General features: G+C 50.7%; 15 protein-coding genes. 8 read left to right on the top strand and 7 right to left on the bottom strand.

Features of this window, described 5'->3' with window-relative positions; all coding sequences use genetic code 11:
* Positions 1–34: 34 nt before the first annotated feature.
* Positions 35–1,330: an amidohydrolase gene (locus tag Q3O60_RS12460; RefSeq protein ID WP_369812669.1), complete on the top strand. Its 1,296-nt coding sequence runs from the start codon at positions 35–37 to the stop codon at positions 1,328–1,330.
* A gap of 71 nt (positions 1,331–1,401) precedes the next feature.
* Here Q3O60_RS12460 and Q3O60_RS12455 read toward each other — a convergent pair whose 3' ends face one another.
* The 4 genes from Q3O60_RS12455 to gorA form a co-directional block, all read right to left on the bottom strand.
* Positions 1,402–2,013, bottom strand: a complete 612-nt coding sequence (locus tag Q3O60_RS12455; protein WP_305894271.1) for a hypothetical protein — start codon at positions 2,011–2,013, stop codon at positions 1,402–1,404.
* Positions 2,010–2,579 (bottom strand): hypothetical protein, encoded by a 570-nt coding sequence (locus tag Q3O60_RS12450; RefSeq protein ID WP_305894270.1) that lies wholly within the window; start codon positions 2,577–2,579, stop codon positions 2,010–2,012. Before Q3O60_RS12450 ends, Q3O60_RS12455 begins: the two co-directional genes overlap by 4 nt.
* A 116-nt stretch (positions 2,580–2,695) precedes the next feature.
* Entirely contained in the window at positions 2,696–3,457 is a 762-nt protein-coding gene (locus Q3O60_RS12445) for an alpha/beta hydrolase (RefSeq protein ID WP_305894269.1), read from the bottom strand.
* 34 nt (positions 3,458–3,491) lie between these two features.
* On the bottom strand, positions 3,492–4,847 hold the full coding sequence (gene gorA / locus Q3O60_RS12440) for a glutathione-disulfide reductase (RefSeq protein ID WP_305894268.1): 1,356 nt from the start codon (positions 4,845–4,847) through the stop codon (positions 3,492–3,494).
* A gap of 166 nt (positions 4,848–5,013) precedes the next feature.
* Here gorA and prlC point away from each other — a divergent pair, with 166 nt between their 5' ends.
* Positions 5,014–7,062 (top strand): oligopeptidase A, encoded by a 2,049-nt coding sequence (gene prlC / locus Q3O60_RS12435; RefSeq protein WP_305894267.1) that lies wholly within the window; start codon positions 5,014–5,016, stop codon positions 7,060–7,062.
* Between the two features lie 11 nt (positions 7,063–7,073).
* On the opposite strand, the gene Q3O60_RS12430 is transcribed toward prlC, so the two are convergent.
* Positions 7,074–7,913, bottom strand: coding sequence for a complement resistance protein TraT (locus Q3O60_RS12430; RefSeq protein ID WP_305894266.1), 840 nt, complete (start codon positions 7,911–7,913; stop codon positions 7,074–7,076).
* Positions 7,914–7,915: 2 nt separating this feature from the next.
* Complete coding sequence (locus Q3O60_RS12425) at positions 7,916–8,647, bottom strand: complement resistance protein TraT (protein ID WP_305894265.1); 732 nt, start codon at positions 8,645–8,647, stop codon at positions 7,916–7,918.
* Positions 8,648–8,776: 129 nt separating this feature from the next.
* On the opposite strand from Q3O60_RS12425, the gene Q3O60_RS12420 reads away from it, so the two are divergent.
* The 4 genes from Q3O60_RS12420 to Q3O60_RS12405 all read left to right on the top strand — a co-directional run bounded on the left by Q3O60_RS12420 (position 8,777) and on the right by Q3O60_RS12405 (position 11,518).
* Positions 8,777–9,265: a hypothetical protein gene (locus Q3O60_RS12420; protein WP_305894264.1), complete on the top strand. Its 489-nt coding sequence runs from the start codon at positions 8,777–8,779 to the stop codon at positions 9,263–9,265.
* 68 nt (positions 9,266–9,333) lie between these two features.
* Positions 9,334–10,089, top strand: coding sequence for a class I SAM-dependent methyltransferase (locus Q3O60_RS12415; RefSeq protein ID WP_305894263.1), 756 nt, complete (start codon positions 9,334–9,336; stop codon positions 10,087–10,089).
* A gap of 106 nt (positions 10,090–10,195) precedes the next feature.
* Positions 10,196–10,669: a peroxiredoxin gene (locus Q3O60_RS12410; protein ID WP_305894262.1), complete on the top strand. Its 474-nt coding sequence runs from the start codon at positions 10,196–10,198 to the stop codon at positions 10,667–10,669.
* 108 nt (positions 10,670–10,777) lie between these two features.
* Entirely contained in the window at positions 10,778–11,518 is a 741-nt protein-coding gene (locus Q3O60_RS12405) for a glycosyltransferase (RefSeq protein WP_305894261.1), read from the top strand.
* A gap of 66 nt (positions 11,519–11,584) precedes the next feature.
* Here the strand turns inward: Q3O60_RS12405 and Q3O60_RS12400 are convergent, their stop codons facing one another.
* Positions 11,585–12,595, bottom strand: a complete 1,011-nt coding sequence (locus Q3O60_RS12400) for a glycosyltransferase (protein WP_305894260.1) — start codon at positions 12,593–12,595, stop codon at positions 11,585–11,587.
* A 137-nt stretch (positions 12,596–12,732) separates the two neighbouring features.
* On the opposite strand from Q3O60_RS12400, the gene waaA reads away from it, so the two are divergent.
* Both waaA and Q3O60_RS12390 read left to right on the top strand, forming a co-directional pair.
* Positions 12,733–14,844: a lipid IV(A) 3-deoxy-D-manno-octulosonic acid transferase gene (gene waaA / locus Q3O60_RS12395; protein ID WP_305894259.1), complete on the top strand. Its 2,112-nt coding sequence runs from the start codon at positions 12,733–12,735 to the stop codon at positions 14,842–14,844.
* A 1-nt stretch (position 14,845) separates the two neighbouring features.
* The coding region (locus Q3O60_RS12390; RefSeq protein ID WP_305894258.1) for an FAD-dependent oxidoreductase at positions 14,846–15,241 on the top strand (396 nt) is incomplete at its 3' end.

The following is a 15,241-nucleotide window of genomic DNA, read 5'->3' as shown; positions in this document are numbered from 1 at the left end:
AAGCTTAAGTATTACGACGAAGAAGGATACGATTATGTTGCGTGTTATCACGGCATCTCTACTGTTTAGCTTTGGCCTGCTTGCCAGCCCGGTTGTTCTGGCAGAACACCATAACCTAACTATTGATGAAGAACTGGAACAGAAGGTGATCGCCTGGCGGCGCGACATTCATCAGCATCCTGAATTGAGCAACCGTGAGTTTCGCACCTCGGCTTTAGTGGCAGAGCATCTGCGAGGCCTTGGTATCGAGGTGCAGACGGAAATTGCTCATACGGGTGTTGTGGGTATGCTGCAGGGCGGTAAGCCCGGCCCTTTGATTGCACTGCGGGCTGACATGGACGCTTTGCCGGTGACTGAGCAAACCGATGTTCCTTTTCGTTCTACCGTCATTGGCGAGTACCGTGGCAATGAGGTCGGGGTGATGCATGCGTGCGGCCATGATTTGCATGTGGCCATGCTGATGGGGGCCGCTGAGTATTTGGCACAACATCGTGAGCAGATAGCGGGTACGGTGATGTTTATTTTCCAGCCAGCGGAAGAGGGGGCGCCTCCCGGTGAAGAAGGCGGTGCTGAGCTGATGCTAAAAGAAGGCTTATTTGCCGAGCATAAACCTGACGCTGTGTTTGGTATTCATGTTTGGGGCCAAGCACCGGTCGGCACTATTGGCTACCGTAAAGGACCTTTAATGGCGTCGTCCGATCGATTTGAAATTCGGGTGAAAGGCCGGCAAACGCATGGTTCTGCACCTTGGGCAGGGGTTGATCCTATCGTTGCCGCAGCGCAAATCATTAATAATGTGCAAACCATTGTTAGTCGGCAGATCAATATTACCAAAGCGCCTGCTGTGGTTAGTTTTGGCATTGTCGAGGGCGGGGTTCGCAATAACATCATTCCGGACGAAGTATACCTCGAAGGCACCATCCGTAACTTTGATATGGATATTCGCCAGCAAATTTTCCGTCAATTGACTCAAGCCGCAGAAGCATCAGCCCATGTTACCGGAGCAACGGCAGAGGTTACAATTGATGAAGGGTACCCAGTCACCATCAACAGCCCAGAGCTGGTCGCGAAAATGCTACCTACGACTCAACGTGTGGCTGGCGAAACCATGGTGCATGAAAGCCCACTGGTGACTGGTGCCGAAGATTTTTCATTTTACGCACTTGAAGTGCCGGGCATGTTTGTCTTTTTGGGTGTAACACCAGAGGGGCAAGATCCAGCCAAAGCTCCAGCTAATCATTCACCGTTTTTCTATGCCGATGAAAGTGCACTTCGTATTGGCACTGAGCTCTTTATCAACTGGGTGTTTGATTATCCGGAAGCGGGCTAAAGCTGCGCTTTAATCTGACTGGCGGGCAAGTAACTGTTGTGCCCGCCAGCACGCTTGCATCGTCAACGAAATTATTGTTTTGAATCGCACCGCCAGGCAGTGACATGCTCTGTCAGAAAGGCATCAATCTCAGGGTAATAAGCAATATTTTCAGCCTGCACCACATATTTTAACCAGAGCTTGCCAACCTTTAAGTCACGAAAGCAGCTCAGACTGCCGTTAAAGTCATCACTACACCTTCCCCATGGGTGGAACTGCTCACCATCAAAACTACTGACTCGCCAACCAAACTCCTCTTCATCGGTGTCTGTATATAAATCTGGGCCATGAGGAAGGGCTCTGGCATGGTCTGGATTTATATGCCAATTAAAATGTGAAGACTTCCGTACATTGACATGCAAAGGGGCGCGAAGCCTGCCGGTGCGCGTAGATTCCAAATAGGGTTGGTAATTCTCGATTGATTCGGCAACGTATTCTGGTGGAAACATCAGCAGTGCCAGTTCTTCATCATCAGACACATCAAAATTTTTATCCGTGTATGCCTCGGGTGGAATATTTAGATTGACGACGAAATCTTTCGGCGGACAAAAAACTTGGGGCGCTTTGTCAGTACTGTTGCCTGAAAAAGCGTAGGCAAGCAGAGCAATAAGGCTGCCAGTAAATATAAATAGTATTTTTTTCACGGACGAACACCCTGGTAGCCTTCACTGCTGTCGCAGTCGTGGCAATATAAATGGCCATAAGTCTCAAATTGAATAGTCTCCGGAATGGAACCAAACCAGGTGCCGCCGTAGTAACTGGGTGGAATGTTGAATTCCTGAAAAGCACGATGATGGTAATCTGCCATTTGCTTCAGGCTAAGTAGTCCGGGAACCTGGCCTATTTGGTCTTGGTAATCGTTATGAACATACTGTGCATGCCAGTCTGCTACACGAAGGCCAACCCGTTTGATTTGTTGTCGAGTTTCTCCGACAGTTCCCCGAAACCCGCCTTTTTGCAGGCCTACCGCCAGGTTGACTACGGTGGAGCGGGCCATCAGTTCCCAGTAGGCAAAGCCGCGCTGATTCCAATAGACAGGATCACCAGTAGTAATAGCATGCTTTAAGTCATCAACATCTTTTACCCAGATAGCATAGCCAATGCGGGCAACAGGATCTTTTTTCTGCAACCTGCTGTACCAGAAACTTTCGAGATCTTCCTGGGCCAGATAGGCACGCTCTTGCGGAGAAATAGCGAGTGAGTTGGTCATTTCAATTTAAATTTTTGTGATAATTCCGCCTATTCTAAAGGCTAAGTCAGACTTGTCAAATGCAAAAAATTAACAACATCCGCAATGAAACCAGTTAATAATTTACAAAAGAACGCTCATTCATGCTTTGGCCGCGCAATTAGATCATGTAGCTGATGGGCGGGTAGGTAACTATTGTGATTACCATTAAAATGTACCATACGAACGGAGCCTTTTGGAAACGCGTTATACAATGCTTCGCTTCGCTCACGACCGATGATTTCATCCTCGCGGGCTACCAGCAATAAGGTTGGAGTATGGATTTTGGCGGCCGATCTGGCGGAATCATAACGATCTTTCAATAACAAGCGCACAGGGAAAAGTGGGAACTGCTGACTGGCCAGTGCGGTTAGGCTATCAAAGGGCGTGATCAACACCAGTTGCTGCACCGGGCGCTGAGCCGCCAATTGCACGGCCACACCAGAGCCCAGACTACGGCCTATCACGATGATATCGCTGTGCTGCTGGCTGACCTGATCAAACAAAGCCAGGGCATCACTGACCAGCGCCTGCTCGGAGGGTTTTCCATCGCTGCCTGCATAACCACGGTAATGCATCAGATAAATGGCATGCTCTGGAAATTCTGCGCTGAACTCCGACAGACTGACACTGGTATCTTCGGCATTGCCACCAAAGTACAACAACGCCTGCTCGCTCTGGCGAGGCCGATGACTCACCAGAACCTGATGCTCACCTTGTTGTAAGATCAGCGGGTTGTCCGGCGGAAAGGCAGCCGGCACCGGAAAATAAATCAGCTGGCGCTGCAGCAGGTACAATAGCAGGCATATCACAACATAGCCTGCCACCAGATACAGTAACAATGTAATCAAAGTACGCATCAGCCAGTCCTGTCTGTACCCAACTAACTATTCACTACCTCAGCGTAACAAACTCCTCGGCGCTGGTCGGGTGTAACGCGACCGTGGCATCAAAATCAGCTTTGGTGGCGCCCATTTTCATGGCGACGGCGAAGCCTTGCAATACTTCATCCATACCTTCACCAATGCCATGCAGGCCGATGACTTTTTCGTCATCGCCAGCGCAAATCAGTTTAAAGGTACTCATGGCCCGGTGTGGCGTGATGGCGTTGTACATGGCGGCGAAGCTGGAGCGATACACCGTAATGCCATCCTTACCGTACTTGTCGATGGCCTCGTCTTCGGTTAGCCCCAAAGTGCCGATCGGTGGGTGACTGAACACCACGGTTGGGATCAAGCTGTAATCCATGTGGGCATCGGGCAGAGCTGGGTTAAATAAACGTTCGGCCAGCATGCGGCCCGCTTTAATGGCTACCGGAGTCAGCTGGGCTTCACCGGTAATATCTCCGACTGCATAAATACCTTTCACATTGGTATTCTGGTAGCGATCAGTGCGAATGAAACCATCTTTATCGGTGATGACACCAGCCGCTGCCAGATTAAGGTTATCGGTAGCTGGTTCGCGGCCTATGCCCCAGATCAGACAGTCGACATTAAATAACATACTGCCATCTTCGCAGCTGATGGTCAGCTTGCCATCGACAGCTTGCTCTACTTTAGTGACGTTGGTGTGGGTATGCAGCTGCAGCTCATCCTGTTGCATGCGCTGCAACAGAGCATCGGTGATATCGCTGTCAAAGTCGCGCAGTGGCCGGTCTTTACGGATCAGCAGGTGGGTATCGCTGCCCAGGGCATGCAAGACGCCGGCAATTTCCACGGCAATGTAGCCAGCACCGACCACGACTGCTTTTTGCGGCTGCTCAGTTAAGGCAAAAAATCCATCGGAGTCGATGCCAAGTTCAGCGCCCGGAATATCGGGCCGGCTAGGGCGCCCGCCAACGGCAATAGTAATGTGATCAGCTGTGATAAGTTCGCCATTCACTTCCACGGTATTGGCATTGACAAAGCGGGCAAAGCCTTCAATAAACTCGACACCGTTGCTGGCAAAGCCACGTTGATAGCCGCCGTGAATACGCTCAATGTAAGCTTGGCGGTTTTGTACCAGCGTCTTCCACTGAAAGCCCTGTTGCTCCAGTTGAAAACCATAGGCACTGCTGTATTTGATGGCTTCAGCAACATGAGCGCCGTACCACATTACTTTTTTAGGTACACAGCCGACGTTGACACAAGTACCGCCGACGGCTTTTGCTTCTATTACTGCTGCTTTAGCACCACGCATAGCGGCCCTGTTGGCCGACGCGATACCACCACTGCCAGCACCGATGGACAGATAATCAAAATGCCGAGTCATAAAGTTGCCTGTTTATTAAGTAGAATATCTTTTATATAAGGCTGCACTAAGCCAATCACAAGGCGTATTGGTAATATACCCGGATCACTTCAGTATAAATACCTTGAGAACCAGGCCATGTATCCCAACATACAATGAATAAAACCTCGCGTTCACAGGATACGTTATGACCATGATCAACAACCCATTACTGACCTTCACGGATTTACCCCCGTTTTCCGACATCAAACCTGAGCAGGTGAAACCTGCGGTTGAAGCCGCGATCGCCAGCGCCAGAGCTGCCGTAGAAGACGTGGTGCAACAAACGGATGTCAGCTGGGCCAGTCTGGTTGAGCGGCTGGAGCAAGATACGGATCGGTTAGGTAAGTTGTGGTCACCGGTATCGCACTTAAACTCAGTGATGAATAGCCCTGAGTTGCGTGAAGCTTATGAAGCCTGCTTGCCATTGTTATCTGAGTTCAGTACCTGGTTGGGGCAGCATGAGGGCTTGTATCAAGCGTATCGGACCTTAGCCGCCAGCGATGAATATGCTGACCTGACGACTGCGCAGCAAAAAGTCATTCAAAACGCGCTACGCGATTTTAAATTGTCCGGCATTGGTTTACCGGCGGAGAAAAAGCAGCGTTATGGCGAGATCCAAAGCCGCTTATCTGATTTGGCATCCAGTTTTTCCAACCATACCCTAGATGCAACGCAAGCTTGGTTTAAGCATATTACCGATGAGTCGGCATTGGCCGGTTTGACGGAAGATGCCAAATTAGCCGCGGCAGAAGAAGCAAAAAGTCGCGAGCTGGAAGGCTGGGTCATCACCTTGGAGTTTCCCAGCTATCTGGCGGTAATGACGTATGCGGATGACCGGGCATTGCGGCAAGAGCTGTACAGCGCATACTGTACTCGTGCTTCTGATCAAGGGCCAACAGCCGGTCAGTTTGATAACTCGGCCATTATTGATGAGACGCTGGCGCTGCGACATGAGTTGGCGCAGCTATTGGACTTTGCCAGTGCAGCAGATGAATCCCTGGCGACTAAGATGGCAGAAAGCCCGGCTCAAGTACTGGATTTTTTGCAAGACTTAGCCGCACGGGCCAAGCCGCAGGCGGAGCAGGATTTGACGGAGTTAAAACACTTTGTACAGCAAGAGTTCAACCAACACGAGTTGGAAGCATGGGATATTGGCTATTACGCTGAAAAGCTGAAACAAGCCAAGTACGCTATCTCGGATGAGCAGTTACGGCCTTACTTCCCGGAAACCAAGGTGGTGCCCGGTTTATTTGCCGTGGTAGAAAAACTGTTTGGCATGCAGGTCAAACCGCGCGAAGGGGTGGATGTCTGGCATTCAGATGTACGGTTTTATGATATTTTTGATGCCAAAGGCGAATTACGCGGCAGTTTCTATCTGGATTTATACGCCCGGGCGAAAAAGCGTGGTGGTGCCTGGATGGACGATTGTCGAGGCCGCCGATTACTGCCCTCTGGCGAGCTGGAAACCCCGGTTGCGTATTTAACCTGTAATTTCAACAAACCGGTTGGTGGCAAGCCTGCGTTGTTTACGCATGACGAAGTGGTGACCTTGTTTCATGAGTTCGGTCATGGCCTGCATCATATGCTAACGCAAGTAGATGCCGCGGCAGTGGCGGGTATCAATGGGGTGGCTTGGGATGCGGTGGAGCTCCCCAGTCAATTTTTGGAAAATTGGTGTTGGCAGCCCGAAGCGTTAGCCATACTCTCCGGTCATTATCAAACCGGAGAAACGTTGCCACAGGATTTATTGGATAAAATGCTGGCGGCGAAAAACTTTCAATCGGCGATGTTCTTAGTACGACAGCTTGAGTTTGCGCTGTTTGATTTCCGTTTGCATGCTGAGTACGACCCTGCCTTGGGTGGCCGGGTGCAGCAATTGTTGGATGAGGTTCGAGCGCAGGTTGCCGTGATCGTACCGCCGCGATTCAATCGTTTCCAGCATGGGTTTGGTCATATTTTCGCTGGTGGCTATGCGGCTGGCTATTACAGCTACTTATGGGCAGAAGTCTTGTCGTCAGACGCCTTTAGCCGCTTTGAAGAAGAGGGTGTCTTTAATGCCGATACTGGCCGTGATTTTCTGCAATGGATTTTAGAACGTGGCGGCAGTGCCGAGCCAATGGAGCTATTTAAAGGCTTCCGTGGCCGGGAGCCATCCAATGAAGCTTTGCTGCGGCATATGGGGATAAGCGCTTAAAAAACGCTTTACTAAAAAATACCGGCTAGTGAACGCATCAGGCCGAGCTGCAAAGCAGGCTCGGCCTCTTGCCAATCCAGATTGGCCTGATTGGCAAAGCTGACGATACGTGCCTGATATTTGCGTCGGTCCAGAGTGCGTTGCCATAGCTGTTCAGTCGAGCCGCTATCTCCTTGCAACAGCAGGTGGGCACTTTGCTCAAGTACCTGCTGCTCTTCCTCGAGTGGCAGCTTTTCTGCCACCTGAATATCGGTCACCATGGTGTAATAGACATCTTGTACCATTTGACGGCCGGCATACTCGGCACCTGCTATGACTGCGAGAGCAAACAACGTATTACGCAATTCTTTGCTGCTGACATTACGACCACTGGAATACCCTACATATACGTTGCTTGAACCTGAGCGGCTACGACGACGCTCTTGTTTTGCTTTCGCTTCATCGGGTAGTGGCGGCGGCAGCGCAGCGAGTGCAGGATTCATCAGCACCGCAATGTCGTGTTCGCTCATGTCGTATTCAGGTTGAGCCAGCACCTTTTCTGGTGATTGTTTGAGCACGGTCCGAACATTGACCTGCAACCAATACTGAGCCATCGCCGGGCTGTCAATCACTTGATAACCGCGTTGAAGAAGCAGTTCAGCGACGGCCTGCCCGATAGGGTGTTGAAATTCGGCGGCGGTTTGGCGAATGTCGAGAAAGACAGTGCGTTGTTCAGGGTCGACCGGGTCTAAATAGATGGTTTGACTCATACGGGTTTGCACATCCAAATCGCCTTTGACGATGGAGGTATGTATGGCACTGCAACCACTTAGCCACAGTGCAACAGCCAGTGCAAACCAGCGTAGGATCATGCTTAAAACAGGCCTGCTAACGACCGGACTAATCCCATTTGCAGCTCCGGCGCTGCGTCGTCCCATTTCAGGTTGGATTGGTTGGCATAGCTAATCACCCGGCTTTGATAACGGCGTTGATCACTCTGGCGCTGAAAGCTGGAAGTAGTACTGCCGCTATCGCCTTGCACTAATAAATGCTCCGAACGTTCTTGCACAGTGCCATCGAAGCGCTCCATGATTTGAATATCAGTGATGACGCTGTAATAGACATCTTCAATTAAAGCATCAAATACCGTTCCTGCGACAGCTCCGGCGATGGCTGCTCCAGTAGCGGCAGAGCCCGATGACCCACCGGTGGCTCTGTGAACGGTGTGGCCAAGTACGGCACCGCCGGCAGCGCCATAGCCTGCATTCATGGCACTATTGGCAGCCCGGGCATTAGTTCGCCCAACTTGCAAGATGTTGGCTTGCAGCCAGTAAGTCGCCTGCGATGGGCTGTCAATCACCCGATAGCCCCGGCTTTGCAGCGATTGAACCACCATCGGGCGGATATCAAACTCAGGTTTGTCAGAGGTATTACGAATATCAACAAAGATAGTGCGCTGCTCAGGCTCGACCGGATCCAAGAAAATAGTGGAACTCATCTGCGTTTGCACATCGAGGTTTCGTTTCGATACCGAGGTATGAATGGCACCACAGCCGGTAACGGTTAGTGTTATAAAAATCACACTGAGCCAAAGCATTTGTTTCATTTTAGGCTTCCTGTTATAACATAAGCTCAACACCTTAAGTCTAACCAGTTTAGCTTAATGGCCGCTTAATGGCAGCTTACTCGATAAGTTGTCTACACTTAGGGCGTGCCCTACTATTTGGAGTACATCATGCGAATTTTATCGAGGCTAATGGCCTGTTGTTTCGTCGTTTTGCTTGCTGCTTGTCAACAAGGCCAGGCGAGTGCAGATCGTGTGGCACCTGAACCACTGATTGAACCCATCGATCCGCAAACCAATCCCATAGCAGCAGTCAGAGAGCGAGACAGACAAATGAAAGCGAATCCAGATTTGTCACAGATGCGGTCCGAAATCATGGCGATGATTGGCGATGCTAAAGCCGATGATGTTAGCCAATGCCGTGTGATTGGCTTTGGTCACAAACCCTGTGGAGGCCCGGCTGAATACATTGCCTATTCGGTAAAAAGCAGCAATGAAACGGTGCTTCAGCAAAAAATTAATAGCTACAATAAAGCTGCGGAAGCTGAAAACATTCGTCTGGGCAGGATGTCTGATTGTGCCATTGTGCCGGAGCCTCAAGTCAGTTTGGTTGATGGACAATGCAAATTGACCGGCACGTCTAAGCAAGAGATCATGTAACAGCGGATGGTCTCTGGTGCTCTTTGGCTGCAGGCGTTACACTGCAGGCTTTTGCGGAGTCTGTCCTGATGATTGTGTTACCGGCCATTGCACAAAATGCGGTAGATCAGGCCTATCTTGAAAGCTTAAGTCAACGCTTTGCTTTGCCACTTGGTGACAAAGCTGTCGGCTGGTACCTAAGCTGGCACGAGGAACGTCTGGTGCTGCGTCATACTGAATTAATAAAGCAAAGCGATATTCTGGTTGATTTCGCCAGCGGCAGCAGCAGTTACCGGCGTCAGCATGGCGGTGGGAAAAGTGAGGCGATAGCCAAAGCGGTTGGCCTGCATAAAAAGCGCGATCTTACCGTATTGGATGCGACGGCCGGCCTGGGGCGCGATGGTTTTGTGTTGGCGAGTATCGGAGCCGATGTCACTCTGGTCGAACGTAACCCGATGGTAGCGGCACTATTGGTTGATGGTTTACGGCGGGCGGGGCTTGATCCGGGCTTGTCTGAATGGTTGCCTGATCGAATGCGTTTGCGCTTTAGTTCAGCATTAGACGCTTTGCAGCAATCCGAGTCGGTGGATGTAGTGTATCTGGACCCTATGTTTCCCGAGCGGCAAAAGTCGGCGCTGGTCAAAAAAGAAATGCGCGCTTTTCACGATGTGGTCGGCGAGGACCCCGATGCGGATCAATTGCTTGAGCCTGCGCTGGCATTGGCGACAAAGCGCGTGGTCGTGAAGCGACCGGCTTATGCTGAGCATTTGGCGGGAACCAAACCCAGTCATATGGTCAAAGGAAAGAACAACCGTTTTGATGTGTACATCAACGCAGCTTTATAGTCATTATCCTCATCAGCAGCAATGTTGGTGAACGAACCAAACAAGGGACGGCAGTATGTTATGCTGATCTCACTGTGAAACGAAGTAGAACCAAAAGGATAGGATCATGATTAACGTTGGCGATAAGTTACCAGATGTAAGTTTTCAGCAGTTAAGTTCAGATGGCATGAAAAACCCAACCACAGCGGATATTTTTGCCGGTAAAAAAGTGGTGCTGTTTGCGGTGCCGGGGGCGTTTACCCCAACCTGCTCCGAGTCTCACCTGCCAGGCTACATTGCTTTGGCTGATGAGATCAAAGCGAAGGGTGTGGATACGATTGTCTGTACCTCAATGAATGATGCTTTTGTCATGAGTGCCTGGGCAGAAACCCAGAATGCTGATGAAATTAGTTTTCTTTCCGATGGTGGTGGAGCCTTCCACAAAGCGTTGGGCTTGACCATGGATACCGGCGACTTTGGTGGCGTGCGCTCAAAGCGCTATGCCATGATTGTTGACGATGGTAAGGTCACGGTCTTGAACGTAGAAGAAGGCAAGAGCTTCGAAGCCAGCAAAGCAGAGACGATACTGGCAGCGCTGTAAGATAAGACTTGCTTTATTATTCCGAGGGTAAAGCCGCTGCTTTACCCTTTTTCTTTTCATATTCAGAGCTGGTATGATGACGTCATTATCTCTGGTCAGGAATGCGATATGCAAACGGTAAATATTATCTGTATTAAATGGGGCACCAAGTTTGATGCCAGCTATGTCAATAAGCTGTACTCAATGGTCAGCCGCAACATCACTTTGCCTTTTCGTTTTATTTGTTTTACCGATGATGCACACGACATCGACCCTGCGGTAGAAGTGAAAGAGATCCCAATGGTGGGCTTCAAAGATTTTGATGAGCGCCTGCCCTGGAGTTTTGGCCATGGCTGGTTGAAAGTAACCAGCTTTGCCGACCCGCTGTATGACTTGACAGGTCCGACGCTGTTTCTGGACTTGGATGTGGTGATAGTCGATAACATCGACTGCTTTTTTCAGCCAAAAGGCGAGTTTTTTGTCATCAAAGAGTGGGATAAATCCGACGCCACTGGCAATACATCGGTGTATCGCTACGAGATTGGCGCGCATAGTGATTTGATTGAGCTATTGAAAAACCACAAAGACCGTGAGCTAGCCAAGGTACGTAACGAACAGGAGTTTGTGACTCAGAACTTAGCTCAGCAGGGTAAGTTGCAGTACTGGCCAGCAGAGTGGTGCGTTAGCTTTAAGCGCCACTGCATGGCGAAAGGCATTATGAGTTGGTTTAAACCCGCAGCTATACCCGAGGGCGCTAAAATCGTGGTGTTCCATGGCAAGCCTAATCCACCGGATGTAATTGCTGGTGTCAGCGGTAAGTGGTATCGCCGTGTACTGCCAGTGCAATGGGTGGCCGATCTGTGGCGGTAGGCTAAGACTCAGCTGGCTTCAACTAAGCCAGCTGAAACAAAGCATTTTTCTGGTACCTTTAAGCCGCTATATGCGGCTTTTTGCTAATTGTTGTTGATAGAACGCCAGGACTTCGTCTGCTTTGGCTGCTGGTAAAAAGCGATCCATCGGGTATTGTTGGCGTGGAGCTGTGGCATGCTCTCGCATTGCCTGAGCCAAGGCCTGAGGGTCATCAATAGGGGTTAATGGCCGGGCAATGCAGGGCTGCAAATAACTGGCCCCCTCCGATGCTGTAGCAAGAATAGGCAAGCCTGCATGCATTGCCTCCAAAAATACCAGCCCAAAGGGCTCGGTGCGAGCCGTACTGACAAAGAGATCGAAACAGCGTAACCAGTTTTGTGGTTCATCGCTAAAACCCGGCATAATGATGTCAGCGGGGGTCTGCTGCCGTATCTGTTGCCAGCTCTTGCCCTGCCCAACAATCACCAGCCGACTGTTCGGGATTTTTGCCTGCTGAAACGCCTCGATCAAAACGTCATGCCCTTTGCTGTGCTCGACCCGTCCCAAAGCCCCAAACACGATAGCATCCTCAGCGATGTTATACTGCTGGCGCAACCGAGTTCTGGCGTCCGGGTCGGCTGGTGTCGGTAATGACCAGTTATCAATCTGCCTGCTGTTGGAGCGCAATGGTTCTGGAATAGCATCCAACTGCCAGGGGGCAATTGCAATCAAAGCATCCAGTGCGCGGTGTTGCTGTTTTTTATAATGAATATGCAAGGTTGCGACGCGCAGGCAGAGCCCGGCAACACCATGCAGAGCTCGACAGGCCGCACTTAGATGAGCATGCGCTACATCTGGCGCCAGTTGACGTAAGCGCTGGCGGCACTGCCAAATCGCCCATGGTGTCCAGCCGCGAACGATGTCAACTTTGACCTTTGCTGATAAGCGATGGGCAATGGCATCAGGCCGTTGTTCACAGCCGCGCTGATGCAAAATCATTGTGACATCGTGCTGCTCGGCTTGTAAATTCGCCAGCTCGACGGCGTGACGTTCGCTACCGGCAAAACTATGAGTCAGGATAATGTGGACAATTTTCATGGGCGGAGTTCTTAATTCAGTGGGGGGGCGCAGCATCAGGCAGCACCAGATAATGATGCATGTTATACTAATTGCAGTTGTGGCTAAAGTCTGCTGCTGATAGCCTGATTGCACAAAGTTTTGGGTGATTAACCTCGTTGACTGTTATTTTTTATTCATTAATGCTCTATGTAGCACTGCCTTTTGTTGTGCTTTATTTCTTATGGCGCTCACGCAAAGACTCAGCCTATCGGCAGCGTTTAACGGAGCGTTTTGGCTTTCGGCTTTCTGCTAAGTCACTGAAACCTGGCGGTATCGTGGTGCATGCAGTGTCCGTAGGTGAAGTGATTGCAGCTACACCACTGATTCAGCAGTTGCAGCAGCAGTATCCTGATAAAGCCATTACGGTCACCTGCACCACACCTACAGGGTCTGCTACGATTCAAAGCCGTTTGGGTACCAGCGTGCAGCATTGTTATTTGCCGTTGGATTACCCGGGAGCTGTGAGACGTTTTTTAACGCTGCTGCGACCAGAGCTGCTGGTTATTATGGAAACCGAATTATGGCCTAATCTACTGCATGCTTGTGCCAAACAAGCGATTCCGGTCGCAGTGGTGAATGCGCGTTTATCGGCACGCTCTGCCAAAGGCTATCGCCGTTTTGCTGCCATGACCAAGCCACTACTGCGAAATATCAATCTGTTGCTCACGCAAGATAGAGCCAGCAGCCAGCGCTTTCGTGCCCTTGGTTATGCTGGTACCTTACAGGTCAGCGGTAATGTAAAGTTTGAACTGGACATTCCGGCCACTACCGCCAGCATGGTTGCGCACTTTCAACCGATGGTTGCCAAGCGTTTGGTGTGGGTGGCGGCCAGCACTCATGCCGGTGAGGATGAGCAGCTTCTGACGCTTTATCGGCAATTAAAACCACAATTTCCTTCGTTAGTGTTGTTCTTGGTGCCGCGCCATCCGGAGCGTTTCGACAAAGTAGCTGAGCTGGTTAAAGAAGCGGGTCTCAGTTTATGGCGGCGAAGCAGTGTCACTGTAGAGCAAAGTGAGTCCGCAGAATCAACCACAACCTCAGCAGAAATAACCGCAGATATTGCCCTGGGCGATTCCATGGGCGAGTTACTGGTTTGGTATCAATTGGCCGATCTGGTCTTTATTGGCGGCAGTTTAATCGAACGTGGCGGCCACAATCCACTGGAAGCCATTTGTTTTGCCAAAGCGGTACAAACTGGGCCGCATCTATTTAATTTTAAAGAAGCTTATCGGCAATTGCAGCAACAGCAGGCGGTCAGTGTGGTAGCAGATAGCCATGAGTTATTGGACAATAGCCGCCGTTTATTGAACAACGCCGATGCCCGCCAGGCTCAGGGGCAGCGGGCACAGAGCTTTTTCTTACAGCAGCAGGGCGCAACCGCGCACACAGTGGCTGCAATAGATACATTATTTTCAGGAGCAGCTATGCCAGCAAAGCCTACACCAACAAACGCTTCACCAGAAAGTACCGCCCATCACGCCGAAGAGCCCGCTGCGTATCAAGTACGTGAGCAAAACGGTGCCAGCTACTGGTTTGACCCGGATTTTTTTACTGAGGTCATGCCACAACACTTTCAAAGCCAGTGGTGGCAACAACAGCAAGCGGTAATTGGCAGTTCAACCGGCCGGAATACCGCTTATTTTGTCCAATATGGCGAGCATAAACTGGTGTTGAGGCATTATTACCGCGGCGGCTTAATTGGTAAGGTGCTGCATGACCAGTTCTGGCTGCAGCCGGTGGCACAAAGCCGGGCCATGCAGGAATATCAGTTATTAAGCTGGATGCGAAGCCAAGGCTTAGCTGTCCCCAGGCCGGTAGCTGCTCGATATCAGCGTAGCGGCTTGATTTACCGTGCGGACTTGCTGATTGAACTGATCCCGGAGAGTAAGGATCTGGCTGCCATTTTGCAGCAGCGGGCGATGAATGCGAGTGAGTGGCATGCGGTCGGCGCCGCTATCGCCCGGATGCATCAACTGGGTGTGTATCACTCGGATCTGAATTGCCGCAACATTATGCTCGATGCCAGTGGCAAAGTGTGGCTGATCGACTTTGATAAGTGCGAGCGTCGACAGCCCGGCGAGTGGACCGTGCAAAACTTAGCGCGCTTATTGCGCTCTTTTAACAAGGAGCTGGGCAAATTAGCGGTATTTCACTGGCAGCCAGCCGATTGGGATGCACTTAAGCACGGCTATCAGCAGCAGTTACTCACACCAAAAGAGCGGACATAACATGCAGCAGTGGGATGTCATCGTCATTGGCGCTGGAGCGGCCGGTTTAATGTGCGCTATCGAGGCCGGTAAGCGTGGCCGCAAGGTGCTGGTACTCGATAATGGCAAACGAGTCGGTCGTAAGATCCTGATGTCTGGCGGCGGCCGCTGTAACTTCACCAACATGTACGCCAGCCCGGAGAATTTTTTATCGCAGAACCCGCACTTTTGCAAATCGGCGCTCAGTCGTTATACCCAGTGGGATTTTATTGCTCTGGTGCAGCAGTATCAGATCCCCTACCACGAGAAAACACTCGGCCAGTTGTTTTGCGATGAAAGCGCCAAAGATATTGTCGAGATGTTGCAGCAAGAGTGCAGCAAAGCCGGCGTGCAAATCGCTTTGCAGCAACAGATCACC

This window comes from Alkalimonas collagenimarina (assembly GCF_030717845.1).
GTDB lineage: Bacteria > Pseudomonadota > Gammaproteobacteria > Enterobacterales > Alteromonadaceae > Alkalimonas > Alkalimonas collagenimarina.
Note: the sequence above shows the minus strand (reverse complement) of the source record. Positions and strands in the feature narration are given on the sequence as shown.